This is a genomic window from Natronococcus occultus SP4 (genome assembly GCF_000328685.1).
GTDB classification, from domain to species: Archaea; Halobacteriota; Halobacteria; order Halobacteriales; family Natrialbaceae; genus Natronococcus; species Natronococcus occultus.
Genome location: NC_019974.1, coordinates 3,155,140 through 3,179,901, shown reverse-complemented (window position 1 = coordinate 3,179,901; position 24,762 = coordinate 3,155,140). Strand labels below are relative to the sequence as shown.

Sequence of the window (24,762 nt, the reverse complement as noted above, 5' to 3'; positions counted from 1 at the left end):
GAACACTCAACGATCCGACCGATGAGCGTGTGGCCTGCATGTTCACCATCGGAAGGCGCACACGGACTGCCATTCCAGTAGCTGCCTTGTAATAGGTACCTATCGTAGTTAACGTACCTCACCTTAGCCACCTATCGTAGATAGTGTACCTACCGGTCTCGGTTATCTGGGATCGGCCGAGAGGGCGCCGAGATTCGACGAGGACGTCCCGGGGTTCGCAGATCCGAGCTATCGTGCCGAACCGATCAGCGCGGTCGGATCGTACCCGTCCGCGAGTAGGAGTCGGGCGTAGCGAGCGAACAGTCCAGCGAGCGCGTTCAGCGCGTGCAAGGTGAGCAGTCCGAGGACGATCCCGCCGACGGCGACGGCGAGCGCTTGCGGGAGCGTCGTGATCTCCCAGTAGCCGACCGTCACGACCGCTTCGAAGCCGACCAGCAGCTGGTTCCAGGCCAGGTAGACGGTCTGGTGAAACTCCGGTGCCCGATCGGTGACGATCCCGACGTATAGCCCGGGCTGGTCGTAGTACAGCGGCACCAGTAGCATTGCCAGCGCAGTCGACAGTCCCGTCGTCAGGAGGGTAAACGAGGCGGTCCCCAGCAAGAAGACTGACGGAAGGTAGACCAGCGGCGTCCAGGTCCGGAGGTCGGTCGCCAGATCGAGCGCCCGGTCGCGGCGTCGCTCCCCCTCGAGTTCGCGTCTGGCGTCGATATCGACCGGAAGCAGGAGGCTTACCAGCCAACGTTCGAACTGGGCGACAAGCAGCGCCACCCCGACGACGAACGCCAGGATCGGAATCCCGACGAGAATCACCGAGAGCCCGATCCCGATCGAGAGCCCGACGACGAGGCCGACGAAGTAGAGCAATCCGAGCGGAAAGGCAACCAGCAGGTACGCCAGGCGACGGTAGGTCTCCCGACGAACCGGCACCGAGAGGAACCACCGGAGTCCCCGGACGAACCGGTCGGCGGTCGTCCTGGCGGTTCCGGTCGTCGTCGATCCCATTGCACGAACACTCCCTGTGCGGGAGAATAAACGTTGGCCCCCGTTCGACGACACCGCCCGCATCCGGAGTCGGCCCGGGCCATCGTCGACGTCCTCGAGCTGACGGATTGACCGATCGTCGTTCGGCCCGTTCGGAGCCGCGTCGAAACCGCTCCGGGAAACACCCATTTGGCCGGCCCGAGTACCGATACCCGATGGCCGACGACGGCGAGGTCGACGTCGTCGAGATACTCGGCGACGACTACGTCAAGACGATCCTCGTCCGCACCCACGACGAACCCCAGTCGGTCCGGGCGCTGAGCGACGCCTGCGACGCGGATCCATCGACGATCTACCGGCGCGTCGAGCGACTCACCGAGGCCGACCTGCTCGAGGCTCACCAGCAACTCGATCCGGACGGCCACCACCACAAGGTGTACGCGGCCCGCCTTCGCGAGGTGCGGATCCGCCTCGCAGAAGAGGGGTACGACGTCGAGATCGAACGGGAGGAATCGGCTGCAGACCGCTTCACCCGCCTCTATGAGGGGTTCAAATGAGTCCGAAAACGGTTCCCAACACCGCCACGCTGCCGACGGAGTCGCTCCCGAGGACGGACGCCGGCGTCGTCCTCGCGGACGGCGGTCGAGTTGCGACCGTCGGGGGCTCCCCGACGGTGATCGCGCTGGTCTTTCTCTCGCTCGTCCTCGCGACGGTGCTGTCGGTGTACCTGGCGGTGCGGCTCTACCGGGGCTACCGCGCCGGAGGCGGGCGGGGGATGCTCCTGCTCGGCGTCGGACTCGTGTTGCTCACCACCGTGCCGATGCTCCTGCGGCTCGCGCTGTCGAACGTCGGCGGCGTCGAGACGGTCTGGCAGGAGACGATCGTCACCGCCTGCCAGCTGGTCGGGCTCGTGGTCATCCTGGGGGTGATCCATGGTCGCCGTTGATCCGGCCGCGGTGCTGTTCGCGACGGCGCTCGCGACCGCCGTCGTCGGCCTGGTCGTCGCCGGCTACGCCTACCGTGGATACCGTCGCAACGACAGCCTCGCGATGTTTTACCTCGCGATCGGAATCGGGCTGATCGCCGCCGGACCCGTCGTCGTCAGCTACGGACTCGCACCGCTGCTCTCGCTGTCGGACGCCGCCAGCCTGCTCGGCGTCCTCTGGGTGACTATCGCCGGGCTGGTAGCGATCCTCTACTCGCTCGAAGGGACCTAGTACTTAACGTTTTCGTGCGGTGGTCGGTTCGACAGCTCGCGGTCCCGTTTTACCGGGTTCGGGACCGTCGATCCGGTCGTATGCCACCGAACCGACCCAACGCCGCCGGCGACGGCGGTCCGTTGCCGACCGACCCGCCACGAACCGGGAGCGATCGGCCGTTCTACGCCGCGCCGATCGACCCCTGGACGTACCGATCGCTCGCGTACGTCCTGCTGGCGTTCCCGCTCGGGATCGCGTATCTCGTCGCGATCACCGTCGGCGCGTCGATGACTCTCGGACTGAGCCTCACGCTGCTCGGCCCGATCGCACTGGTCGCGACACTGCTGTCGATCGTCGCGCTAGCCCGACTCGACGGTGCGCTCACCCGCGAACTGCTCGCCGTCGACGTCACCGCTTCGATACCGCCGACCGACGAGGGGGTCGCCGCGTTCCTGAAACGACTCGTGCTCGGCCGCGAGACCTGGCTCGGTGCGGCGTATCTCGGCTGGAAGATCCTGCTTGGGATCTGTGGGTTCGTCGTCCTCGTCGTCGGAGTCTCGCTCGCGACGAGCCTGCTCGTCGCGCCCGCCGTCTACGGCGCGGATCTGGTCGTCTACGCCGTCCTCGTCGACCCGATCGTGATCGGGACGCTTCCGCGGGCGCTTGGCGCCGCGACTGTGGGGTTGCTCGCGCTGGCCGTGACGCTGTACCTCGCGAACCTCCTCGGACGCCTCTCCGCAGTCGTCGCCGTCAGCCTGCTCGACCCCCGAGAGGGGTAGTAAGCGTCCACGAACGGCTTTCGCCGACGAACAAAAGGCGGCGAGTGATCGAGGGCGAACGGAGAGAACAGCGTCGAGTGAACGGGAGAGACCGAGGCGGAGAGAGCCGATATCGTGATTTCTTCGCGCGCGATTGGACCAAGAGTGGTCGAGAACGCTGTAGGGTATCCTGGGAGGCGTGTCCGTCCGATCGAGGACTCGACTGCGGGACACGATCACGGACCGAGCGGGCGTTCCGTTGTTCTTCGGGCCACGCGTCCCGAGTTCCGTCGCTCCTTGGGCCCACGTGTCCCGGGTCCCGTCACTCCTCGAGCGCCGAAATTTCGACCCCGCCGGTGCTCGTCTCGATCCGGAGGCGCGGCCCGCCCTCCCCGAGGACGGCGCTGACGCGATCGTCCTCGCGGCGGTACTCCGTGAGTTCCAGCCCGTCGGCGTCGATCTCGAGGCTTCCGGTACTGGTTCGGGCCTCGAGGTCGGCGTCGATCGTCGGCGAGAGGGCCGCCTCGACGCTCCCGGTGCTCGCCGAGAGCACCGTGTCGCCGTCGATTGCGGGCACTGCGGCCTCGATACTGCCCGTGCTCGCAGTCACGTCGCCGACGGCCGCGACGTCCTCGATCTCGATCCCGCCCGTGCTCGTCTCGGCCGTGACCGTCCCGTCGACGTCGCTGATCTCGACGCTGCCCGTACTCGAGCGAGCTTCGAGATCTCCGGTGACGTCGGTGATGGTCACCTGTCCGGTTCCCGTAACGAGTCGCTCGACCGACAGCCCGTCCGGGAGCACGACGTCGAGGTCCATCGCGGGCTCGCTCTCGAACCAGCCCGTCTCACCGTCGTAAGTCGCCCGTAACTCGAGGACGTCACCGTCACGATCCGACTCGAGTTCGAGCGCCTCGAGGTCGGTCCGAACCGAACTCGACTGTTTCTCGATCTCCAGTCCGATCGCCTCGCGGTCGTCGCCGGTGACCGTCAGATCGCCGACCGAGCCGGCGATCGTGACCGCCGCGGCGTCCTCGGGATCGATCGTCTCGCTGTCGGCGAGACGTCGGCCGACGAACGGCGTCGAGCCGGTACAGCCCGCAAGCGCCGCCGTTCCAGCGGTCGCCAGTCCGGCGAGCAGTCGCCGTCTCGTGGTGGTCGGTGCCATACTCGGAATTACGGGCGCGACCCCCCTGTAAGGGAAGGCAGGACTGGCGAGTGGCCACACGATCCCCCACAGTTATACCGGATGAACTGGATCCCCGTTCAGGCGAACCGGTTCGGTCGGTACGGTGGTGCGAACGAGCCAGTGGGCGAATCGGTTCCGCAGCGTGACGTCCTCCCAGGACTGAAGTCGTGGGCTTCCCCTCCGCTGACGCGTCAACTGCCTCGGGGTCAAGCCCCGTGGCATCCACCTCGATTACTCTGGGAATCGATAATGCAGGGTGCAAAACGGCCTGATTGGCGTGCCTCGAGGGTGTCGTCGCTCGATCCGGGAGCGGCGAGACCACGACGCGAATCGAGAGGTACTTTTGTACGCGGAGCAAGTATCTCATGACCAGCAGCGCATCCCAGGTGTCTCCCGTTCGGGCGACATTCCGTTGCTGGTTCGCAATCGTGGTTCAGTGGTGCCCCCCGACGATTAGTCGGGGGCCTTCCTTCCTTTCGATCTCCCCGGTAGTCGCGTCGCCGTCGAATCGGCGCCGCGAGTCCTCGAATCGAGAGGCCACAGCCGAAGTCGATGGCGCGAGTGGTCGCTCTCGAAAACTGTGACGGATCCCACGGTGTTTAGTAGGCGTCCGCGAAACGACGGGTATGGCAACCTGTTTGGCACGACAGCTACAGGGGAAGTCGATCGTCGGTGTCGACGGCACCGACTACGGAACGGTCGAGAACATCACGATGACCCTCGACTCCGGACGAATCAACGAACTGGTCGTTCAGCCGGAGGATCGACTGCCCAAGCGTACCGAAACCGACGCTGACGGTCGGTTTCGGCTCCCGCTCGATCGGATCGAGAACATCGACGACAGGATCGTTATCGCCTCGGGCGACGCGGTGTCGGACCAATAGCGAAGACGCGACGAACCCACGAGTAGCTCGACAGGAGGCGTCCGAACGCTCCGATCGAGTTTGGCCGTCGATTCGAGGAGCTCTCGCGTTCGTCCTCGTTTGCGAAGTTCGCCCACGTTTGCGAAGCGACCGCGGAACGACGAACGTCGGTTCCGTTACTGGGAGCCCCCTCCCCCCGTGTGCGAAATGAAATCCGGACGAGAGGGGGTGGGGGGTCGGATCGGTGTCCGGATCACTGTCTGTCGAGAGACCAGTGGGAGCTGCGTGCCGGAACCGACGCCCGTCCGTTTTCGAGCGGAGAGCTGACTCGCCCAGCAGGACGGCACCCGATGGTTCAACTCGCTGGCGCGGACGGGAGCCCGGATAGAGACGGTGTGAAATATTTGGGATCTGGCGGCTTTCCGGGACGGTCTCCGAACGTCCTCGTTCTTTCGACTCGTCCCGAACCCAGTACGGTTACTGTTTCTAGAAACACTTGATAAAACCATCGCTTCTAGAGGAGTCCGTGGTCGCCTCCGGACTTCAGTTGTATGAGGACGCCCCATGCGTTCAGTTTCGTCGCGTCCTCGTCCGAGAACGGGTTTCCAAGCGTCACCCCACCCCTCCCCCACCCCCGTTCGGTTGCGGATTTCATTTCGCACACGGGGGGAGGGGGTTACACTGCGGGGGTCCTCCCGCTCGTGGACGGGAGCGAGAATCACTTCGCACACGGGGACTCCGATTTCGCCGATCACGGCGGTCTGATCGCGGTGACCGGGACGGTCCCTCTCGCGGCGCCGGAACGGGATGGGTTCGACCGTCCTGTCGGTCGCGGTGACCGGTTTTGACTTCGCCCACGGTTTTCGGCTTCGCGTTCCCAACTCACCGTACGATAGCTCTCCACGGCAATATCGAAGGTGTTGCTCTCGCACGCGGTACTCGTCACGTATTTATGAAGTCAGTGCGAGTGACAGGGTATGACCGACGGCGACGATCGCTCCCTTTCGGAATCGATCAAGGGGCGGCTGCAGGATGGCGTCCAGCAGTCGGTGTTCAGGGATCGTGGGCTGCTCGACCCCGACGCCGTCATCGACGAGGACCGGATCGTCGGCCGAGATCAGCAACTCGAGGACATCATCACCTACCTGCGGCCCGCGCTCCAGGGGAACCGTCCGCCGAACATGCTGTTGTACGGTCCGTCGGGGACCGGGAAATCCCTGATCATCAACGCCGTCTGCGAGCAGGTCGTCGAGCTCGCGGAGGCCCAGGGGGATCGGTTCGGCGTCATCCAGATCAACTGCCAGACGATCAAGTCCCACGATCGGGCGGTGTACCGCCTCGTCGAGAACACCGCGACGACGGCCGGCGTCGAGGTCGGCGTTCCCGAAAGCGGCGTCTCGACGGACCGCAAGCTAAACCGGCTGTACGCACTGTTGAGCGAGGAGTTCGACTCCGTCATCATCATTCTGGACGAGGTCGACCTCCTGGTCGGTCGCCAGCGCGACCCCAACGACGAACCCGCCTACTCGAAGCTGCTGTACCAGCTCTCGCGGGCCTCACAGCTCGGTCGGATCGACGGCCACGTCTCGGTCGCCGCGCTCACGAACGACCCACGGTTTATGGAGGACCTCGACGGCCGCGCGGAGAGCTCCTTTAACCCTCAGGACGTCGTCTTCTCCGATTACGACGCCAACCAGCTCCAGGCGATCCTCGACCGCAGACGGGACGCCTACCAGGACGGCGTCCTCGAGGCCGGAATCATCCCGCTGAGCGCGGCCTTCGCCGCCCAGGACCACGGCGACGCGCGGAAGGCGATCGACCTCTTCCGGAAGGCCGGCGAGATCGCCAACCGACGCGGCGAAGAGCGGGTCCGCGAGGACCACGTTCGCGACGCCCAGCAGGAGGCCGAGCGCGACCGCACCCTCACTCAGATGCAGGGGCTCTCCACCCAGAAGAAACTCTCCCTGTACGCAACTGCGATCGTTCCCGTCTACGCCGAGCGGAACCTGAACGCGATTCCGAGCACTGTCGCCTATCGGGTCTACCAGTATCTGACCGAGCGACTGGAGACCGACAAGAAATCCCGTGACTCCTACCTCCGCTATATGACCGAGGCCGAGACGTACAACTTCATCACCTCGGAGAAACGCGGCCGGGGGTACGGCAGCGGCGTCCACAAGGAGTACACGTTCGTCGACGATCCGGCCGTCGTCGCGGAGACCCTGCGGACGGACTTCCGCCTCGAGGAGATCAACGGCGAGGACGAACTGCTCAGATCGGTCGTCAACGCCCAGATCGCCGAGTTCTTTGACGGGGACTGAGCCCGATCCGTCTCGCTCGGAAGCCGATTCCCGCGGCGCCGAATTCATCTCGCACACGGGGAGTCGGGGTCGCAGTGTCGGTTCGCTGCCGATCGACGCGCCGACGCCCCGTCTTCGGAGCGATCGCCGCTCGAAATTCATTTCGCACACGGGGGGTCCCCAGTCGATTCGCGGCTCGAGTTGGTCCGCAACCGACCAGTCGCCGCTTCAGTGCCGACAATTCATTTCGCACACGGGGAGGGTCCGTTCCCCGCCTCCCGTACGTGCGTGTTATCGTTTCACTTCGCACACGGGGAGTCGCCCTTTCGAACGCAGTCGATCCGTCGACTGCGGGTATCCGCCCACACCCGGGGCGCCGTGCGTCTCGTCCGCGAGGACTCGATCCCAAACGCGGGAAGTCGAACCTCCCCGGGCGAACGGAGTAACGGGACGAGCCTCCCGGAGACGGGAAGCTGGACCCGAGGACGCCGTCTTCGACGCACCGCTCCCTCGACTCGAAATCAGCAACCACCGCCTCGAACTAAAACGGTTTCAACGGGACCGGCCTTCCCACGTACACGCCGAATGAGTCGCCTGGATTCGATCCGTCGCGAGCTGGCCGGCCTGTGGGCCGGCGGGACCGGAAAGACGTTGCTGGCTATCGCGCTCGGCTGGGGATTGCTGAACGGTACCCGGATGATCTACCCCGTCTTGCTACCCTACTTCAGCGCCGAGTTCGACCTCACGCTCTCGACGGCCGGTCTGCTCGTCACGCTGATCTGGCTCGGCTACGCGATCGGGCAGGTTCCCGGGGGGATACTGGCGGACCGCCACGGCGAGCGCTCCGTACTGGTCGCGAGCGTCTCGATGGTCGTCGTCGGCGTCACCGTCGTCCTGTTTGCGCCCAACGCCGCGGTCCTGTTCGGGGCGACGGCGCTGGTCGGTCTGGGGCACTCGCAGTATCCTATCGCCCGGATCACCGCGCTGTCGGAACTCTACCCCGATCGGATCGGACGGGTCCTGGGTGTGACGATGGCCTCTGGCGACGTCGGCCAGACGGTGCTGCCGCCGATCGCGAGCGTCCTGGCGGTCGCGGTCGCCTGGCGGCTCGGCCTGGGTTTCGTCCTTCCGTTGCTCTGTGTTACCGCGGTCGTCATCTGGCTGACGCTGCCAGCCCCCGACCCCGAGGACGGCGACGCCTCGAGCGAGAACCTGCGGTACGTGATCCGGGAGCTCCGCAGCCCCGTCCTCGCGATCATGGGCGTCATCCTCTTTCTCTTTATTTTCGTCTGGCAGACGTTCTCGGCGTTCTACCCGACCTACCTCGTCGAACAGAAGGGGCTGTCCTCGACGGTCGCCGGCGTCCTGTTCGGACTGTTCTTTGCGGTCGGCGTCGTCGTCAAACCGATCGCCGGGATGGCCTACGACCGAGTCGGGCTCCGGGGCTCGCTTCCGCTGATCCTGCTGGGATCGGTCGTCGGTCTCGCGCTGTTGCCGTTCGTCGACGGCTTCGTCGGGCTCGTCGGGGTCACCGTCCTCGCGAGCACGATGCTCGGCTCGGGCGCGATCACCCAGTCGTACCTCGCCGAGATCATCCCTGCGGAGATCCAGGGGACGGGTCTGGGCGTGATCCGCTCGAGCGCCTCGGTGCTGGGGGCGTCGGGCCCGGTCGTCTTCGGCGTGATCGCCGAGCGGGGGTACTTCGACGCCGGTTATCTCCTGCTGGCGCTGATCGTCGGCGCCGGAACGCTGCTGACGTTACGGATGCCTCGAGAGTAATCTCTGGTGGCGGACCCCGAGCGCGCCTCGCGGCCGAACGGTTTTCGGACCGTCCCCGTAGTCGCGGCGCGTGCTCGAACCCTGGCTGTTCGATCCGGCGACGCTGCTCGCCGTCGCGGTCGCGTACTACTGGGGCGACGGTGGAACAGACCCGCCCGGTCCGCGACGGCCTCGGCTACCTGGCGGTGGGGCTCGCGGTACTTCTCGTCGCTGGGCTGTGCGTGTGTCGGTGATGTGGGGCGTCCACTGGAGCATCGAACGCGGCGGCTACGCGCTTGCGGTCGGCGCCGTGCTGGCGATCGCTCCCGACGTACCGCGTCCGCGGAGTGACCTGATGATACAAAGTCGCGCGTCCGAACGAGCTGCGAGTGCCGACCAGCCGACTCGTCGCGGCTTAGTAGACGTAGTCGTCGGCCATCTCGCCGGGCGTAATCACGTCGATCTCGCCCGAGTACTCCTCGAGCGCCTCGAGCGTCGACTCGAGCCCCTCGATCGCCTCGCTCTCCTCGAGCTGGTAGAACCCGATCGAGGTGATCCCGCCCATCTCGGCGGTCCACTCGACGAGATCGCCGCCCTCGTCGCCACTCGGGTTCGAAACTACCGAGCAGAGGTGGGGGTTGCCGGCGTACCCCTGTGACTGGGTCTGGCCGGCGAACGCCAGGTCGTAGTTCTCCTGGACGAGCTCGTAGCTCTCCTCGGTGTACTGCGAGCCGGGGAACGCGAAGAACCGGCCGTCGTCGGCGTACCCTTCGTCCTCAAGCCACTCCGCAGGCTCGACGATGACGTCCTCGGCCCCGACCTCGTCGATCGAATCTACCTGCGACCCGTTCGCGGTCTGGCAGCCGATCGTCCACCCTTCCGCTGCGAGCTCCTCGACCTGGCTTTCGGTGAGCCGATCCCCTTCCACGGCGGCGTCGGCCCGAAGGCGATCCGGCGGCACGAACGTCGTCGCCGGCAGATCGTACTGTGCGACCCGAGGCATCGCCTCCTCGTAGTGGGTTTCGTAGCCGCCGTGGAACTGGAGCATCACCTTCGGCGTGTCGGGCTTTGGCACGAAGTGGAAGTCGTCGACCCACATTTCCTCGCCATCGCCGTCCTCGTCCTCGTCGTCGGGCTCGCCGAACCAGCGGATGATCTGGAGAACGATGATCTCTTCGAGATTCGGATCACCGCGCACGCGGGTGAGTCCGAAGTTGTGCCGTGCCAGCGGCATGTTGTCCATCACCTGCTGGCTGTACTCCACGTAGTCGCCGTTCTCGTCCTGTAGCTGGATCAGCACCATCCCGCTGTCGGAGGCGGTCATGGCCACTCCCGGTGCCACGTCCCGGATGTCGATCGGCTCGTCCGTCTCGCGGCGAACTCTGACCTGCCCGTCCTCGGAATCGGGGAGGAGGTGAGCCGACTGCGAGCCCTCGTAGTACTGCTCCGTGTCGGCCTCGATCGAGCCAATGTCCTGGAACGCGTCCCAGGGGTCGAGGTCCTCGAAGTCGTCGTAGGTGCCGACCAGATCGCCGTGATCGGCGTCCTCTTCCTCTTCGTCCTCTTCTTCCGTCTCGGTCTCCTCGTGATCGTCGTCGCCGTTGGCCGCGCCGTCGTCGCCGTTCTCGTCGTCAGTCTCCCCCGGGCCGCCCATTTCCGAGCAGCCAGCGAGCGCCACGACTGCTCCCGTCGCGGTCACGAGATAGGTTCGTCGATCCATTGGTCCACCCGACACCAACCCCGACCCACGGTTTGTTATGGACCGACCTCCCGGATCTCCAACCAGTGTTACTGCGACGATAGTAACGGTAACCGGACCGTTCACCGAGAGCGGATTCCCACGTCGGTACGTCCGCGGCGCCGAAACCGTCGATTCGTCGGTCGGTCGGAGCGGACGACCACAACGATCGCCAGTCCGAGGACGACACCGGCGTCTCGCTCGAACTCCCGATCGGCTCGGCTCGGTTCCGAAACCGAAACGGGGACAGGGAACGCCTACCCGCGGTAACCGCGGGCTGCGAACGGTCTCGACCGATGACTCTACCGCGTGGCCGGATAAAGTATAAACGAGGGTACGTTGGCTGGTAGCTATACGCATGAGTCTAGATTCCCTCGTGGAACGGTCGGCCTCTCTCGTCGGCTACCCGCCGGTAACGCGCGAGCTGCTCAACCGGTACGTCGAGTCGGTCGACCTCAACGTCGCTCCTTCGGCCCGGATCTCGATCGGCTGTCTGCTCCGCCGTCAGGTCGAGATCGGCCCTCACGCGCGGTTGAGCCGGGGATGTATTCTCGACGGCGACGTCACGATCGGGCGACGAACCAATCTCGAGCCCGACTGCGATCTCGTCGGCGAAGTCGAGCTCGGCAACTACTGTGCGATCGCCCGCGAGAGTACGTTTCAGCAGACAAATCACCGGATCGATCGCCCGTCGTTACAGATTCGGTTCTACGAGGAGGTTCTGGACGGGGAGCTCCCGCCGACGGCCGAGGGGCCGATCACCGTCGGCAGCGACGTCTGGATCGGGACGGGTGCGACGATCCTCTCGGGGGTGACGATCGGTGACGGGGCCGTCGTCGGCGCGGGGGCAGTCGTCACCAGGGACGTCGATCCCTATGCGATCGTCGGCGGGGTACCTGCCGAGCGGATCGGCTGGCGGTTCCCCCCGGAGGTCCGATCCCGCCTGCTCGATCTGGAGTGGTGGGAATGGAGCGAGCAACGGATCCGCGAACACCGGGCCTTCTTCGAGCGCACGCTCGAGGACGCCGCGGACGTTCCGCTCGCGCGGTCGCCGATCCCCACCGACTGAGACAGACACTTGCCGTCAGTGCCGGAGACTGCGAGCTATCCTGCGATCGCGCCGGGGATCGGGACGATAGACCGACGACTGCGACTGGACGGCGCGGTTCAACACTGGATCGACTCGAGGGGACCACACAGCTGCGAGGCTGTGAACTCGGCGACTGCCGGACCGCCGGCCAGAAACAACAACAGGAGGGCGAGGGTCAGCACGGCGAGGAGTCTTCCGACCATCGTGTGTGGTAACAACTGTCAATGAGATAAAGCTATCGGGCGATCGGAGTGCCGAAACCGAACGGGCATACAGTCGGTTCGCGCGGACTGTTTCGCGAGTCGAACGGTCCTGACGCTGTGACGGTAACGACTCACAAACAATGGCGGGGACGCCGTTTGCTCCGCCGTGTAGCGGTCGCCGAAACGCGACACGCACAGTCACCGATGTCGGAGCCAGACCAGGAGTCGAACGCCGAGCCGAGCCCGATAGCGACCCGCGCGAGCCGGTGGTGGGGACTGTTCACGCTCGCGCTGGGCGTGGTCCGGACCCAGACGACGACGGCCCGAGGACGGACCCTCGCGACCGTCCTCGTCGTCGCGCTGACGGTCGCGAACCTCCTGCTCGTCACCGGCGTCGCGCTCGCGCTGGCCGACGACGACGGGCCCGGGGTCGACGCCGACGCCCGGATCGTCGCCGACGATGGCGGGGTCCACGGCTCGGTCGCGGGTGCCGGCGAACCGCGCCTCGGCGAGAGCCGCGAGCGGGCCGCACGACTCGCCGACCGCGACGGGGTCGATCACGCTTCGCCCGTCCTCGAGGAGCCGATTCGCACCGAGCGCGACGGCGATATCACCTACCTCGCGGCGGTCGGCGTCGATACCGACCACGGCTCCGGTCCCGAGTCCGCGACGGTCGCCGACCTTCCACTCGAGACCCTCGCGGACACCCCTGCCGACGCGCCCGTCGTCCTCTCACAGCCCGCTGCAGACGAACTCGACGTCGAGCCGGGCGATCAGCTCGCTCTCGGGGGCGTCGAGAGCCAATCGGCGACGGTCGTCGCCGTCGAGGACGGCCCCGAGGACGACGAACCCGTCGCGCTCGTCGAACTCGGCGTCCTCCAGTCGGTCTCCGGCGCCGACGCGGACGGACTGGCCGACGCAGTGCTGGTCTGGGGCGACGGCGCGGCGATCGAGGCGGGGGCTGACGCGGCGTTCCCCGGCGCCGTCCTTGAGGGCCAGGGCGTCCCCGACGTCGACGCGCTGTTTGGCGACGGGCTCGCGCTCGCGACGAGCGCGCTCGCGCTCGCGGTCTCGCTCGGACTCTGCTCGCTGCTGGTGGCGACGACCGCCGGGATGCGCGTCGAGGCCGATCGCCGAACGCTGGCGACGCTGGGCGCGGTCGGCTTCTCCACCGGAAGCCGGCTGCTCGTGGTCGCGACGACGACGCTGGCGACCGCTGTCGTCGGCGCCCTGCTCGGGGTCGTCCTCGGGGTCGCCGCCATCGGCGTCGCGAACGCCCTCGCGACCGCAACGATCGCCCCCAGCGCGATCGCGGCCCTCCACCCGCTGTTGGTCCCCTACGCCCTCGCGGTCGCGGTCGCCTCGACGCTGGTCGCCTTACCCTACCCGCTCGCGCTCGCGGCCCGCACCGACGTCCTCGCAGAGGTGGGGCGGTGAGCCGCCTCGCCCGGCTCCGGGCCATCGTCGGTCTCGGGCTCGCCCAGCTGCGCCGTTCCCCCGGTCGGACCGTCCTCGCGATCGGTGGCGTCGTCCTCGCGGTGCTGTCGGTGACGCTGCTGGCCGGCCTCGGGATCGGCGTCGTCGAGACGGGCCAGGAGCAGTTCGACGACGCCGGCCGCGATATCTGGATCACCGGGGGGCCCGCCGCAGGCGGCGAGAACGAGGTCGTCGACGCCCCGGCGATCGCGAGCGACCTGCGCGAGCGCGAGGACGTCGGCGACGTCTCGACGGTCGCGTTACACGACGTCTACCTCGGGACCGACCCCGACGCGGTCGAACCGCTCACCGCCGTCGGCGTCGAGGGGACCCACGCCCACTTCGAGTTCGAGGACGGCGCGGGGTTCGACGGCGCCCTGACCGCCGACGGCGAGGACGCCGCGGCGCCGACCGACGTCGTCGTCCTTGACCCCGAAACCGCGGATCGGTTCGACGTCGGCGTCGGCGACACCGTCTACGTCGGCGCCGGCCCCGGCGCCGTCGACGCCTACACGGTCGTCGGGATTGGCTCGTACTACTCGCAGTTCCTGGGGACCGAGACCGCGACGATCCCGCTACCCGAGCTGCAGTCGATGACCGGGACTGCGGGCGCGGACCGGGCCTCCTTCGTCACGGTCAACCTCGCGGACGGCGTCGACCGCGAGGCCGTCGCCGACGACGTCCGCGCCGACTACCCCGCCTACGACGTCCGCACGGCCGACGACCAGTTCGCGGCGATGCTGACAGACCGACTGCTGCTCGTCGCGGGCGGGGTCGCACTCGTCGGGCTCTCGATCGTCGGCGGTGCGGCGCTGACGGCGAACCTGTTCGTACTGGTCGCCTACCAGCAACGCGACGCGCTGGCGGCGCTGCGGGCGATCGGGCTCTCACGGGGAGTGCTGGCCGGTACCGTCGGCGTCCAGGGAGCGGTTGTCGGCCTCCTCGGCGGGGCGATCGGCGTCGCCGCGACGCCCGCACTCGCCGCGGGGTTGAACGCCCTCTCGACTCGGCTCGTCGGGTTCGAACGGCTCGTACGGACGCCTCTCGAGGTCTCGGCCCTCGGGTTTGCCGTCGCCGTCGTCGTCGGGACCCTCGTCGCGATCATCACCGGCTGGCAGGCGAGTCGCTCGGCGACCCTCGAGAGCCTCGACTCCTGAGTCGAACCAGGCCCGTTATAGGCGTCGTCCCCGTCGCCCGAACTGTATGTGGCCGCTCGGACACGCAGCAATCGGCTATCTCTGTTACACGCTCGCGACGCGAACGCGGTTCGATCGTCCGCCGGGGCAGATCGCCGTCCTCGTCTTGCTGTTTGGCACCCAGTTCCCGGACCTGATCGACAAACCCCTGGCGTGGTATCTGGGCGTGATCCCGACCGGGCGTACCCTCGCCCACTCCCTGCTGTTTCTGGTTCCCGTCTCGATCGCCGTCTACGTCCTCGCACGGCGGTACGGCCGCGCCGAGTACGGGTTCGCGTTCGGCCTCGGCGCGCTCTCTCACACGCTGGTCGACGCCCTCCCGGCGCTGTGGGGCGGTACCGACCCTAGCTTCCTGCTCTGGCCCGCGCTCCCGGTCGAGGGCTACGAGTCGGGCGCGCCGTCGGTGACCGCCCTCTTCCTCGAGTCGCTGGGCGATCCGTACTTCCTCTCGGAGTTCGTCCTCGCCGCCCTCGCGCTCGCAATCTGGCGCCGGGACGGCTCCCCCGGGCTCGCGACGCTCCGGGCGCTCGTCGACCGCGTCCGCTCCGATCGCTCCGCGCACGGACCGAACTGAGCGTCCTCGCGGACCAGAATGTTGTGTTCTCAATCAATTCAACTGGCCGACAGAACTATTCCGTTGCAGGGCGACGGCATTACTGCGGGGGACTGCGATTGCCGGAGACTGACCGTTAGGGCACGGATGTTCCGGTATTGGACGGCGGGTGGAGGGATACAGTGTGATCGGTACGGACCCGAACCGACCGCTCGGTTCCCGTCAACGGGCCTTTTCAGTTCGTGTCGCGGCTGACCGTCGCGACCCGCTCCGGCGGATAGTACTTCGTCGACGTTCCACCCGGGAGATCCGAGCGGGGCGTATCGCGCGGGCGCGTACACCGCAGCCAGCCCGACTCGAGTTCCTCGACGGCCTCGAACTCCTCGCGGGTGCCGTCGACGAGATCGACGACGACAGTCATGGACCCACACCCGCGCGGACGGCAACAACGAGCGAGCGACACCCGTCCCGATTCCGTTTCTCGACTGTCCGTTCACGGATCCGAACGGAAGCGCCACGCTGCGGTCGGACGCTCCTCTGCACTCTCATTACAGCCGATCTATATGTCAGTGATAAGTACTTTGTGGCCGATGTAGAGTCGGTAGACGGCGGCTGCCAGACCTGCCACTGTCGCCGAAACGCGACTCTCTATCCTGGACCCGAGCCCGCGTTTACTCGACCGTGACGCTTTTCGCCAGGTTCCGGGGTTTGTCGATCGATCGACCAAGCTCATGGGCCGTCCAGTAGGCGACCCGCTGGAGCTGGACGTTCGCGACCATCGAGGACGTAATCTCGCCGGCTGGGGGCACCTCGAGGACGTGGTCGGCGTAGCGGCCGACCTCGGACTGGCCGTCGGTGACGGCGACGACCGGGGTTCCCCGGGCCTCGACCTCTTTGACGTTCCCGATGGTCTTCTCGGCGCGGCGCCCGTCGCCGGTGACGATCGCGAACACCGGCGTCTGCTCGGTCACGAGCGCCAGCGGGCCGTGTTTCAGCTCGCCCGCGGCAAAGCCCTCGGCGTGTTTGTACGTGATTTCCTTCATCTTCAGCGCCCCCTCGAGGGCGACGGGGTAGTTGTACCCGCGCCCGATGAAGAAGTAGGCGCTGGCGTCGGCGTAGGTCGCGGCGACCTCGCGGGCGGCGTCCTCGTCGAGGACCGACTGGATCCGATCGGGAACCGACCGCAGCTCGCGGACCAGCTCCCGCGAGCGGTGGTCGCTCAGCGAGGCCGCAAGCATCGTCAGCGCGGCCTGCTGGGAGGCGAACGTTTTGGTCGCCGCGACGCTGATTTCCGGTCCGGCCCGGATGTACAGCACGCGGTCGGTCTCGCGGGCCGCCGAGCTGCCGACGACGTTGGTCACCGCGACCGTCGTCGCTCCGGCGGCGCTGGCCTCCCGGAGCGCGCGCAGGGTGTCTGCGGTCTCGCCGCTCTGGGTGACGCCCACGACGACCGAGTCGGTGTCGATCGGCACCGCGTCGGCCTCGAACTCGCTGGCCAGAAACGCCTGGGCCGGCACGCCCCACTCCCGGAGCAGCTGGACGCCGAACAGCGCCGCATGGTATGACGTGCCACAGGCCACCAGCGTCACGGGTCGGCGCAGCTCGAGGTCCTCGAACCCCTCCAGGGTTACGCGACCGCTGAGCTCGTCGAGCCGACCGCGCAGGCAGTCCCGCAGCGCCGCGGGCTGTTCGTTGATTTCCTTGCGCATGTAGTGGTCGTAGCCGCTCTTGCCCGCGTCCTCCGGGTCCCACTCGATGGTCTCGATCGAGGTCTCGACGGTCCGTCCCTCCGCGTCGGTGACGGCGATCTCGTCGCCCTCCAGCCGGGCAAACTCGCCGTCCTCGAGGTAGATCACGCGGTCGGTGTACTCGATAAAGGCCGGCACGTCGCTGGCGAGGTAGGTGCCGTCGTCGGCGACGCCAAGCACCAGCGGCGACTCGTTGCGCGCGGCGTACACCGTCTCCGAGCCCTCGAAGACGGCCGCGACGGCGTAACTGCCCTCGAGGCGCTCGATCGCGGCCCGGAAGGCGGCCTCGTCGTCGAGCCCCTCCTCGAGGAAACCGGCGATCAGGTGGGGGACGACCTCGGTGTCGGTGTCGCTGCGGAAGTCGACGCCCTCGGCCGCGAGCTCGTCGCGCAGCGTCTGGTAGTTCTCGATGATCCCGTTGTGGACGACCGCGACGCGACCGTCCGCGTCGGTGTGGGGATGGGCGTTGCGGTCCGACGGCGGCCCGTGGGTGCTCCAGCGGGTGTGGCCGATCCCCGTCGTCTGGCCCCCGATGTCAGCGCCCGCAAGCGCGTCCTCGAGCGCCGAGAGCTCGCCCTCCCGTTTATGGACGTCGAGCCTGCCGTCGGCGAGCGCGATCCCCGCCGAGTCGTAGCCGCGATACTCGAGCTGGGAGAGCCCGTGCAACAGGACGTCGGCCGCGTCCGAGCGGTCGGTGCCGACGTAGCCGATGATCCCGCACATCAGCCCCACACCTCCGTCTCTGCGGAGAGAGTACCCCCGACTGTCGCCCCGACGTGACAGACAGCGCCGTTCCCGACGACCGATCCGGGCTCGTAGGTCACGCCGCCCTCGTCGCGGACGTGATCCGCGAGCACCGCGCCGAGGCTGGTCTCGCGGTGGATCCGATCCCCGATCTCGACGTCGCCCGGACCGCCGACGACCGTCGAGTTGGGGCCGATCTCGACGCCGCGCCCGGTCACGCAGTCCCGCACCGTGGCGCCGTTGTCGACCCGTGTGTCGGTATCGACGACCGAGCGCTCCAGGGTCACGTTCGAGCCGACCGTCGCGTTCTCGCCCAGACAGACGTTCGGGCCGACGACCGCGCCGGGTCCGACGACACAGTCGTCGTCGATCACGACCGGTTCGATGACGGTCGCGCTCTCGTGGACCGACGCGCTGTCGGCGATCCGTCGTCCCTCGCCGGCCTCGAGCAGGTCGTCGGCGATCCGCAGCAGGTCCCACGGGTAGGTGGCGTCGATCCAGGTCCCCTCCGAGACGACCCCCTGCACCCGGGTGCCGTCCTCGAGCAAAGTGTCGATTCCGTCGACCAGCGACTGCTCGCCCGCCCGGGGCTCGCTCTCGCGGATCGCCTCGAATATCGCCGGCTCGAAGGCGTAGACGCCGGCGTTCAGCCGATAGCTCCGGTCGTCCCGGGGGTTCTCGACAATCTCGGTGACCTCTCCGTCCTCGAGGAGGACACCGCCGTACCGTGTCACGTCGGCCCGCCGGACGAGTCCGAGCGTCGCTGCCGTCGACTCGCCGTCGTGGGCCTCGACGACGTCGCGGATGATCCGGCTGTCGATCAGCTGGTCGCCGTTGACCACGAGGGTCGACCCCTCGACGGCCTGCTCGGCGGCCAACAGTGCGTGACCGCTACCGAGCTGTTTCCCCTGCGTGACGTACGTCAGGGGGACGTCGCGGTAGCTCGGACCGAACTCGGACTGCACCCGGGTACGGCGGTAGCCGACGACCACCGTGATGTCGGTGACGCCGGCGTCGATCAGCGCGTCGAACACGTGTTCGAGGATCGGCTTCGTCGCCGCCGGAAGCATCGGCTTCGGCCGGTGGGTGGTCAGCGGCCGAAGGCGTTTCCCCTCCCCTGCCGCGAGCACCACTGCGGAGTATCCCATATCCTTTGACAGCTAGCAACCGCTATTATTCCTTTCGACTGGAAGATCAAGTGACGAACCGGTTCGCCGCCCGTGCGACCGAGGACGTCCTCGGGGTATCGTGCGGCGTCGATCGGTCGGATCGACCCGTGGGCGATCACGGGTGGTCGCTACCGCGGCGACACGAGACGGAAGCCGCGTTGTTCCTTCAGACCGCATATAAGTATCCGCAGCCTGTCGACTCGCGAGGTCGGTTGCGACGCTGCAAACGCCGGGTAGACGTTCGATTCTTTCGATAAGTCGGTCAATTACAGAGTAGGAATTTCTCGTTGGTCAGAGTGCGCTATGGCAGAGAAAGACACGAACCGCGGAACGATGAAGCGACGTGGATACCTCCGAGGACTCGCGGCCAGCGGCGCCGGCGCCGGGTTGCTGTCGGTTGCGTCGACGTCCACGCAGGCGGGCTCGGAGAAGGACAAGAGCGACGAAAAGAAGGACGAGAAAGACGAGGAGCCCGAAACCCACGACCTGAACGGCGACGAGCTGTACCTCGTCTTCGGTGCCGACACCGACGAGAAGGGGCTCGGCAAGTGGGTCGACGACCACCGAGACCGGATCAACGGCGAGGCACAGGAGTCGTTCGCGAACGTCGTGCAGTACCAGGATGTTTCCCAGCTCAACGTTCTCCAGCAGGGCAACGCTATCAGTATCGCCATCGACGGTGGCAAGGCAACGGCGATCCAGGAGGCCGAACAGGACAACGTCAACGCCCAGGAGGGAACTGCCGACTCGCTCAACGTCACGGAGGAGACCCGGGACGAGACGTTCTACGAGCCCGAACGGGCGTACATTGTGTTCGCCGAGGAGACCGGCTGCCGGAAGTTCTCCGGCTGGGTCGCCAGGGAGGATAGCTACGAGAGCGACCAGTCCGCCACCGCGACGATCGAGCAGGAACAGACCGTCGACCAGTTCAACTACAGCAGTCAGAGCGCCTCGCTCGCGGTCGCGGAGGACGGAAGCTGCGCCCAGTCCTACCAGCAGAGCTGGCAGGCAAACGAGAACTACCAGCATGCCGAGGCCGTCGCGGCGAACATCGGAGAAGCCGACGACCAGGACGCCGAGGCGTCGGTCGAGCAGGCCCAGGAGGTCAACCAGCTCAACGTCAGCGAACAGGGCGTCGCGATCGCGATCGCCGTCGGCAAGTGCAGCAAGGCGGAGGCCTACCAGCTGAGCTCGCAGCTCAACCTGAACGAGCAGGTCGCCGAGGCGACGGCGATCAACTTCGACAGGATGTACACCCGTGACGTCATCGACCGCGCCGGGATGATCGGCGAACTCCCGAAGGACGCGGTGAAGCGCACCGACGACGGGAGCAAGCAGGCCAACGGCCAGGACGCGTCGGCCGACATCACGCAGGTCCAGCGCGTCGGGCAGGAGAACATCAGCCTGCAGCACGCGGCGATCGCTCTCGCGACGAAAAAGAGCGACGCGACGGCCCGCCAGGTGAGCTACCAGGGCAACTTCAACGCGCAGGTCGCCTCCGCCGAGGCGCTGAACGTCTCGGACGGCCACTGTAGCGGGTCCGCGGTGCTCCACGGAACCGACGCGAACGGCGACGACTCCTGGGCACTGGCCTACGAGAACGGCGATACCGACGAGCAGACGGCTGCTGCCGAGATCGACCAGCTCCAGTTCGTCAGCCAGCTGAACGTCAACGAGCAGTTCACCGCGATCGCCTTCGCCACCGACTGCGGCGAGGCGACGGCCGAACAGATGAACTACCAGGCCAACGAGAACGTCCAGCTGGCCGAAGCCACCGCGGTCAACGAGGGCGACGGCGACGAGGACGGCAAGAAGGGCAAGAAAGACAAGAAGGGCAAGAAAGACAAGAAGGACAAGAAAGACAAGAAGGACAAGAAGGGCAAGAAAGACAAGAAGGACAAGAAGGATCGGAAGGGAAAGGACGGTAAGAAGAAAGAAAAGAAGAAGAACTAACGCCCGAACCGTCGGTCGCTCCGTTCGACCCCGCTGATCGACCGTCGCACGGCCCTCGTCACGACCGTCATTGGATTTCTCCTTTCATTCGGCTCGACTCCAGTCGTAGCGACGCGAAAACCCACGACTGCAGTCGGCGGAGAAGTCGGGTCCGGAGCCGCCGTCTCGCTGAACGGCCGGTCCCGCGTTCCGCTTCAGTCCCGATCGGTCTCGCTCCAGTCGCAGTCCTGACACTTCCGGCCGACGACGTACTCGGTAACGGAGGGCATGTAGCCGACCTCGAGGACGTCCCCGCCACAGTCGGGACAGTCCGTGTCGGCGTCCGCGATCGATTCGGCCTCCATGACGGAGTCGTCCTCGATCAGTTCTGCGAGTTTCTCGGCCGTAACCATTCGTCCCTGAACGACGCGATTTTCGCTCACGCTCGAGTGTGTGGCCCCGACGCTCCTAAGCGTTTCTCGGTCGGCTCGCGTTCTCGCTTCGAGCGCAGGGCCAACTCCTATCGGGGTGTCGGGTGGAGCGGGGCCCATGGAACGCGACGAGTGGACCGACCGCCTCGACTCGACGACGGTGACCGTCGACGACCACGACCTCGAGATGGCGTACGCCGACGAGGGCGACGGACAGCCCCTCGTCTTTCTCCACGGGATCCCGACGTCCTCGTACCTCTGGCGGCGGGTTGCGCCGGCGTTCACCGACGACTACCGCGTGATCGTCCCCGATATGGTCGGCTATGGGGAGTCGACGATGGACGACCGGTTCGATCGCTCGATCCGGGCCCAGGAGCAGGCGGTCGCCGACCTGTTCGACCAGCTCAGCCTCGACTCGGTTTCCTTCGTCGGCCACGACCTCGGGGGCGGGGTCGGCCTGCGGTACGCCGTCCACGAACCCGAGGCCGTCGACGAACTCGTGCTCTCGAACGCCGTCTGCTACGACTCCTGGCCGATCGAGACGATCGTCGACCTCGGGTTGCCCGCGACGATCGAGGGGATGGACGTCGACGAGCTGACCGACACGCTCGAGTCGGTGTTTCGCGGGACGCTGTACGGCGACGCCGACGACGCCTTCGTCGAGGGGATGATCGAGCAGTGGGCCTCCGAGGAGGGGTTGGTCTCGCTGTCCCGGAACGCGATCGGGACGAACACGAGCCACACGACCGAGATCGACCCGTCCGCGGTGACCGCCCGCACGCTCCTGCTGTGGGGCGCCGAGGACGAGTTCCAGCCGATCGAGTACGCGGAACGGCTCGAGGGAGATATCGACGACGCCGCGCTCGTCGGCCTCGAGGACGCGACCCACTGGGTCCCCGAGGACCGCCCCGAGGCCTACCGCGAGGAGCTGCGGTCGTTCCTCGGGGCCGAACAGTAGTTGGGAAGCGGGGTTCCGTATTCGGCCCGGACCGAGAACTCGAACGGGCCGAATTGTTACGTCGGAACGCTTCTCGATCGGCAATGTCGATAGACGAGGACCCTCTCTCGAGGGGGGAGGGGGAAATATACACTTACGGCTCTACGACAATATTCCCGACGTAATCGTTCCGAGTGAACTGACGTTGTGCCTTGTGGATCTCGGAGAGTGGGTACGTTTCGGCAAGTAGTGGTTCGATGTCGCCGTTCTCGATGTAGCGAACCAGGTCTTGGAACTCGCTTCGTGTCCCCATCGTCGACCCGACGATGTCGATTTGTTTTAAGTACACTGTCCGAAGGTCGATTTCGGTGACAGGGCCGGCGACAGCACCTGCGGTCACCAGGCTGCCACCCGGCCGAAGCACCTCGAGGAACTCTTGGAATAGCTCACCACCGACGACGTCGGCCACGACGTCGACTTGCTCGTCTTCGGTCCAGTTTCTTACTGCCGCCGGGATATCGTCGTCATCGCGTGCGACGACCTCCTCGGCTCCTACCTCGCGAATCGAATCCGATTTCCCGCTACTTGTCAGTCCGAGCACGCGTGCATCACGTCGCCGCGCGAGTTGAACGAGCCCCGTCCCGACACCGCCGGAGGCACCAGTGACGAATACGTCGTCGCCAGCGCTGACGTTGGCCCGATTCAGCATCCGTTCAGCCGTCACGTACGCTGTCGGGAACGTCGCGAGTTCAGCAGCGGAGAGGGAGCTGTCTACGCGGTGTGCGTTTTCGGCCGGAACGGCCGCGTACTCCGCGTACCCGCCGTCCCGTTCGCTTCCGATGAGGTCGGCGTTTACGAGCGATTGGAACTCGTTCTGGGCATCGGCGTAGAGCGCGTTATCTACGAGGACTCGATCACCGATCCGGTCTTCCGAAACGTTCGAACCGACGTCGACGATCGTCCCTGCGATGTCCGCTCCCTGGATGATCGGAAAGTCGAGTTGGTCTTTCCAGCCGGCGTCGTCCTCGCCGTACGCCGCCTCCCGAGTCCAGATGTCGGTGTTGTTCAGCCCACACGCGTCGACCTTCACGAGTACGTCGTCGGCTCCGGGCTGCGGAACCGGGACGTCCTCTCGATATTCTAACTTCTCCAGCCCGCCGTGTCCGGTGAGTAGTACCGCTCTCATAGTCTCCGGAACCATGTTAGCACGGTTTAGCTGAGCCGACTTGAACACCGCGGACAACCCAGCACAGACCTCAACGCAGCGGTGCGATGCCGCGGGATACCCTGACGGTTGCGCCGGGGAGATGGCCGCTTACTGCGATCGGTCGACGTCCTCGCCGCTCTCCCAGCCCCGCGGGGAGTCGTTCAGGCGCTCGCAGCCCTCGTCGGTGACGACCACGAGGTCCTCGATCCGGACGCCGAACCGGTCCTCGAGATAGATACCCGGCTCGACGGAAAAGACCATCCCGGGCTTGAGCTCGCGGTCGTTGCCCGCGGTGATGTACGGCGGTTCGTGGACCTCGAGACCGACCCCGTGACCGGTGCGGTGGACGAACGCGTCGCCGTAGCCCGCCTCTTCGATCACCGAGCGAGCGACGCGGTCGATCTCGCCGGCCTCGACCCCGGGTTCGACGGCGTCGACGGCGGCCCGCTGGGCCTCGCAGACGACCTCGTGGACCCGCTCGTACTCCGCGGGCGGCTCGCCGACGACGATCGTCCGGGTCTGGTCGCCGGGGTACCGCGCGGTTCCTGCCTCGAGATCAGCCTCGACGAACGCGCCGAAATCCAGCACGATCGGGTCGCCCCGCTCGATCTCGCGATCTCCGGGGTGGTGGTGAGGACGGACGCCGTTCGGTCCCGCGGCGACGATTGTCTCGAAGGCCGGCTCCGCGCCGCCCTCGCTCGCCAGCAGCGAGTCGATCTCGCTCGCGAGCTCCGCTTCGGTCGTACCGAGGACGTCCTCGCCCCGGGCACGGATCGCGAGCGAGACCCGATCCGCGATCGCCCCCGCTCGCCGAAGCGCCGCGAGTTCGGGCTCGTCCTTGCGGAGCCGCAGGTCCTCGAGGACGTCGCCGGCCAGCCCGAACTCGGCGTCGGGCGCCAGCCCGCGCAGGTCGTGGTTGAACGTCGTCCACATGCGGTCGTCGAGCAGGACGGTCGAGCCGTCGCCGCCGGCGGGCAGCGCCGTTCCGAGGACGTCCGCAACGAGCTCGAGCGGATCCGTCTCGTCGTCCCAGAGGCGGACGTCGGGGAGCTCGAGGGCTTCGAGCTGGGAGTCGTACATCGTCGGTGCCACGAGCGTCGGCGCGCCGTCTCGTGGAACGAACAGGAGGAAGTGTCGCTCCGAGGGGGACTCGACGAACCCCGTCAGGTACGTCAGGTTCGGACTCGGGAAGCAGACGAGCAGCTCCGCGCCGACCGTCTCGAGCCGGCGGCGGCAGGCGTCGATCCGGGCGTCGAACGGCGAGTGCATACGGCGAGGGTTTCCCGCGTCGCG

Annotated in this window: 23 protein-coding genes; 13 read left to right on the top strand and 10 right to left on the bottom strand. The window is 66.8% G+C overall.

The genetic code is table 11. From position 1 onward, the window contains the following. Positions 1–228: 228 nt before the first annotated feature. Positions 229–1,002 (bottom strand): sensor domain-containing protein, encoded by a 774-nt coding sequence (locus NATOC_RS15575; RefSeq protein ID WP_015322439.1) that lies wholly within the window; start codon positions 1,000–1,002, stop codon positions 229–231. Positions 1,003–1,196: 194 nt separating this feature from the next. On the opposite strand from NATOC_RS15575, the gene NATOC_RS15570 reads away from it, so the two are divergent. The 4 genes from NATOC_RS15570 to NATOC_RS15555 all read left to right on the top strand — a co-directional run bounded on the left by NATOC_RS15570 (position 1,197) and on the right by NATOC_RS15555 (position 2,959). Further along, positions 1,197–1,538 carry a winged helix-turn-helix domain-containing protein gene (locus tag NATOC_RS15570; RefSeq protein ID WP_015322438.1) on the top strand — a complete coding sequence of 114 codons (342 nt, stop codon included), beginning with the start codon at positions 1,197–1,199 and terminating at the stop codon, positions 1,536–1,538. Next, positions 1,535–1,927 carry a hypothetical protein gene (locus NATOC_RS15565; protein ID WP_015322437.1) on the top strand — a complete coding sequence of 131 codons (393 nt, stop codon included), beginning with the start codon at positions 1,535–1,537 and terminating at the stop codon, positions 1,925–1,927. The genes NATOC_RS15570 and NATOC_RS15565 overlap by 4 nt, the downstream gene beginning before the upstream one ends. Then, the gene (locus NATOC_RS15560) at positions 1,914–2,198 is read left to right on the top strand and encodes a DUF7521 family protein (protein WP_015322436.1); all 285 of its coding nucleotides are present in this window, start codon (positions 1,914–1,916) and stop codon (positions 2,196–2,198) included. The genes NATOC_RS15565 and NATOC_RS15560 overlap by 14 nt, the downstream gene beginning before the upstream one ends. Before the next feature lie 80 nt (positions 2,199–2,278). Continuing rightward, a complete protein-coding gene (locus NATOC_RS15555; RefSeq protein WP_015322435.1) occupies positions 2,279–2,959 on the top strand; it encodes a sensor domain-containing protein in 681 nt (226 codons plus the stop codon). Positions 2,960–3,260: 301 nt separating this feature from the next. On the opposite strand, the gene NATOC_RS15550 is transcribed toward NATOC_RS15555, so the two are convergent. Then, a complete protein-coding gene (locus NATOC_RS15550) occupies positions 3,261–4,103 on the bottom strand; it encodes a DUF4097 family beta strand repeat-containing protein (RefSeq protein WP_015322434.1) in 843 nt (280 codons plus the stop codon). Positions 4,104–4,750: 647 nt separating this feature from the next. On the opposite strand from NATOC_RS15550, the gene NATOC_RS15545 reads away from it, so the two are divergent. The 3 genes from NATOC_RS15545 to NATOC_RS15530 all read left to right on the top strand — a co-directional run bounded on the left by NATOC_RS15545 (position 4,751) and on the right by NATOC_RS15530 (position 9,066). Beyond that, positions 4,751–5,008: a PRC-barrel domain-containing protein gene (locus NATOC_RS15545; RefSeq protein ID WP_015322433.1), complete on the top strand. Its 258-nt coding sequence runs from the start codon at positions 4,751–4,753 to the stop codon at positions 5,006–5,008. 956 nt (positions 5,009–5,964) lie between these two features. Continuing rightward, positions 5,965–7,308, top strand: coding sequence for an orc1/cdc6 family replication initiation protein (locus NATOC_RS15535; protein WP_015322431.1), 1,344 nt, complete (start codon positions 5,965–5,967; stop codon positions 7,306–7,308). Between the two features lie 564 nt (positions 7,309–7,872). Continuing rightward, positions 7,873–9,066: an MFS transporter gene (locus NATOC_RS15530; RefSeq protein ID WP_015322430.1), complete on the top strand. Its 1,194-nt coding sequence runs from the start codon at positions 7,873–7,875 to the stop codon at positions 9,064–9,066. Between the two features lie 394 nt (positions 9,067–9,460). Here NATOC_RS15530 and NATOC_RS15525 read toward each other — a convergent pair whose 3' ends face one another. Beyond that, on the bottom strand, positions 9,461–10,765 hold the full coding sequence (locus NATOC_RS15525) for a polysaccharide deacetylase family protein (protein WP_015322429.1): 1,305 nt from the start codon (positions 10,763–10,765) through the stop codon (positions 9,461–9,463). A 376-nt stretch (positions 10,766–11,141) separates the two neighbouring features. Here NATOC_RS15525 and NATOC_RS15520 point away from each other — a divergent pair, with 376 nt between their 5' ends. After that, a complete protein-coding gene (locus NATOC_RS15520; protein ID WP_015322428.1) occupies positions 11,142–11,852 on the top strand; it encodes a CatB-related O-acetyltransferase in 711 nt (236 codons plus the stop codon). A 98-nt stretch (positions 11,853–11,950) separates the two neighbouring features. On the opposite strand, the gene NATOC_RS23095 is transcribed toward NATOC_RS15520, so the two are convergent. Then, positions 11,951–12,076: a hypothetical protein gene (locus NATOC_RS23095; protein WP_015322427.1), complete on the bottom strand. Its 126-nt coding sequence runs from the start codon at positions 12,074–12,076 to the stop codon at positions 11,951–11,953. A 204-nt stretch (positions 12,077–12,280) separates the two neighbouring features. Here NATOC_RS23095 and NATOC_RS15515 point away from each other — a divergent pair, with 204 nt between their 5' ends. From NATOC_RS15515 to NATOC_RS15505, 3 genes are read left to right on the top strand one after another with little or no spacing between them, the layout of a single operon-like run. Next, the gene (locus tag NATOC_RS15515) at positions 12,281–13,513 is read left to right on the top strand and encodes an ABC transporter permease (RefSeq protein ID WP_015322426.1); all 1,233 of its coding nucleotides are present in this window, start codon (positions 12,281–12,283) and stop codon (positions 13,511–13,513) included. Then, positions 13,510–14,709, top strand: coding sequence for an ABC transporter permease (locus tag NATOC_RS15510; protein WP_015322425.1), 1,200 nt, complete (start codon positions 13,510–13,512; stop codon positions 14,707–14,709). The genes NATOC_RS15515 and NATOC_RS15510 overlap by 4 nt, the downstream gene beginning before the upstream one ends. Before the next feature lie 46 nt (positions 14,710–14,755). Beyond that, the gene (locus NATOC_RS15505) at positions 14,756–15,322 is read left to right on the top strand and encodes a metal-dependent hydrolase (protein WP_015322424.1); all 567 of its coding nucleotides are present in this window, start codon (positions 14,756–14,758) and stop codon (positions 15,320–15,322) included. A gap of 214 nt (positions 15,323–15,536) precedes the next feature. Here the strand turns inward: NATOC_RS15505 and NATOC_RS15500 are convergent, their stop codons facing one another. The 3 genes from NATOC_RS15500 to NATOC_RS15490 form a co-directional block, all read right to left on the bottom strand. Further along, positions 15,537–15,722: a hypothetical protein gene (locus tag NATOC_RS15500; protein ID WP_015322423.1), complete on the bottom strand. Its 186-nt coding sequence runs from the start codon at positions 15,720–15,722 to the stop codon at positions 15,537–15,539. 250 nt (positions 15,723–15,972) lie between these two features. Beyond that, positions 15,973–17,772 (bottom strand): glutamine--fructose-6-phosphate transaminase (isomerizing), encoded by a 1,800-nt coding sequence (gene glmS / locus NATOC_RS15495; RefSeq protein ID WP_015322422.1) that lies wholly within the window; start codon positions 17,770–17,772, stop codon positions 15,973–15,975. Continuing rightward, a complete protein-coding gene (locus tag NATOC_RS15490) occupies positions 17,772–18,941 on the bottom strand; it encodes a sugar phosphate nucleotidyltransferase (RefSeq protein WP_015322421.1) in 1,170 nt (389 codons plus the stop codon). Before NATOC_RS15490 ends, glmS begins: the two co-directional genes overlap by 1 nt. Positions 18,942–19,265: 324 nt before the next feature. Here NATOC_RS15490 and NATOC_RS15485 point away from each other — a divergent pair, with 324 nt between their 5' ends. Then, positions 19,266–20,915: a hypothetical protein gene (locus NATOC_RS15485; protein ID WP_015322420.1), complete on the top strand. Its 1,650-nt coding sequence runs from the start codon at positions 19,266–19,268 to the stop codon at positions 20,913–20,915. Between the two features lie 194 nt (positions 20,916–21,109). Here NATOC_RS15485 and NATOC_RS15480 read toward each other — a convergent pair whose 3' ends face one another. After that, a complete protein-coding gene (locus NATOC_RS15480; RefSeq protein WP_015322419.1) occupies positions 21,110–21,337 on the bottom strand; it encodes a DUF5795 family protein in 228 nt (75 codons plus the stop codon). 106 nt (positions 21,338–21,443) lie between these two features. Between NATOC_RS15480 and NATOC_RS15475 the strand changes: the two genes are divergently transcribed. Continuing rightward, complete coding sequence (locus tag NATOC_RS15475; protein WP_015322418.1) at positions 21,444–22,283, top strand: alpha/beta fold hydrolase; 840 nt, start codon at positions 21,444–21,446, stop codon at positions 22,281–22,283. 133 nt (positions 22,284–22,416) lie between these two features. Here NATOC_RS15475 and NATOC_RS15470 read toward each other — a convergent pair whose 3' ends face one another. Together NATOC_RS15470 and NATOC_RS15465 are read right to left on the bottom strand one after the other, a co-directional pair. Next, a complete protein-coding gene (locus NATOC_RS15470; RefSeq protein WP_217255548.1) occupies positions 22,417–23,496 on the bottom strand; it encodes an alcohol dehydrogenase family protein in 1,080 nt (359 codons plus the stop codon). Positions 23,497–23,577: 81 nt separating this feature from the next. Continuing rightward, positions 23,578–24,738, bottom strand: a complete 1,161-nt coding sequence (locus NATOC_RS15465) for a M24 family metallopeptidase (RefSeq protein WP_015322416.1) — start codon at positions 24,736–24,738, stop codon at positions 23,578–23,580. Between the last annotated feature and the right edge of the window lie 24 nt (positions 24,739–24,762).

Excerpts from the sequence above, each read along its gene's own strand:
- NATOC_RS15575 (WP_015322439.1), bottom strand. The coding sequence starts at position 1,002 with ATGGGATCGACGACGACCGGAACCGCCAGGACGACCGCCGACCGGTTC.
- NATOC_RS15570 (WP_015322438.1), top strand. The coding sequence starts at position 1,197 with ATGGCCGACGACGGCGAGGTCGACGTCGTCGAGATACTCGGCGACGAC.
- NATOC_RS15565 (WP_015322437.1), top strand. The coding sequence starts at position 1,535 with ATGAGTCCGAAAACGGTTCCCAACACCGCCACGCTGCCGACGGAGTCG.
- NATOC_RS15560 (WP_015322436.1), top strand. The coding sequence starts at position 1,914 with ATGGTCGCCGTTGATCCGGCCGCGGTGCTGTTCGCGACGGCGCTCGCG.
- NATOC_RS15555 (WP_015322435.1), top strand. The coding sequence starts at position 2,279 with ATGCCACCGAACCGACCCAACGCCGCCGGCGACGGCGGTCCGTTGCCG.
- NATOC_RS15550 (WP_015322434.1), bottom strand. The coding sequence starts at position 4,103 with ATGGCACCGACCACCACGAGACGGCGACTGCTCGCCGGACTGGCGACC.
- NATOC_RS15545 (WP_015322433.1), top strand. The coding sequence starts at position 4,751 with ATGGCAACCTGTTTGGCACGACAGCTACAGGGGAAGTCGATCGTCGGT.
- NATOC_RS15535 (WP_015322431.1), top strand. The coding sequence starts at position 5,965 with ATGACCGACGGCGACGATCGCTCCCTTTCGGAATCGATCAAGGGGCGG.
- NATOC_RS15530 (WP_015322430.1), top strand. The coding sequence starts at position 7,873 with ATGAGTCGCCTGGATTCGATCCGTCGCGAGCTGGCCGGCCTGTGGGCC.
- NATOC_RS15525 (WP_015322429.1), bottom strand. The coding sequence starts at position 10,765 with ATGGATCGACGAACCTATCTCGTGACCGCGACGGGAGCAGTCGTGGCG.
- NATOC_RS15520 (WP_015322428.1), top strand. The coding sequence starts at position 11,142 with ATGAGTCTAGATTCCCTCGTGGAACGGTCGGCCTCTCTCGTCGGCTAC.
- NATOC_RS23095 (WP_015322427.1), bottom strand. The coding sequence starts at position 12,076 with ATGGTCGGAAGACTCCTCGCCGTGCTGACCCTCGCCCTCCTGTTGTTG.
- NATOC_RS15515 (WP_015322426.1), top strand. The coding sequence starts at position 12,281 with ATGTCGGAGCCAGACCAGGAGTCGAACGCCGAGCCGAGCCCGATAGCG.
- NATOC_RS15505 (WP_015322424.1), top strand. The coding sequence starts at position 14,756 with ATGTGGCCGCTCGGACACGCAGCAATCGGCTATCTCTGTTACACGCTC.
- NATOC_RS15500 (WP_015322423.1), bottom strand. The coding sequence starts at position 15,722 with ATGACTGTCGTCGTCGATCTCGTCGACGGCACCCGCGAGGAGTTCGAG.
- glmS (WP_015322422.1), bottom strand. The coding sequence starts at position 17,772 with ATGTGCGGGATCATCGGCTACGTCGGCACCGACCGCTCGGACGCGGCC.
- NATOC_RS15490 (WP_015322421.1), bottom strand. The coding sequence starts at position 18,941 with ATGGGATACTCCGCAGTGGTGCTCGCGGCAGGGGAGGGGAAACGCCTT.
- NATOC_RS15485 (WP_015322420.1), top strand. The coding sequence starts at position 19,266 with ATGGCAGAGAAAGACACGAACCGCGGAACGATGAAGCGACGTGGATAC.
- NATOC_RS15475 (WP_015322418.1), top strand. The coding sequence starts at position 21,444 with ATGGAACGCGACGAGTGGACCGACCGCCTCGACTCGACGACGGTGACC.
- NATOC_RS15465 (WP_015322416.1), bottom strand. The coding sequence starts at position 24,738 with ATGCACTCGCCGTTCGACGCCCGGATCGACGCCTGCCGCCGCCGGCTC.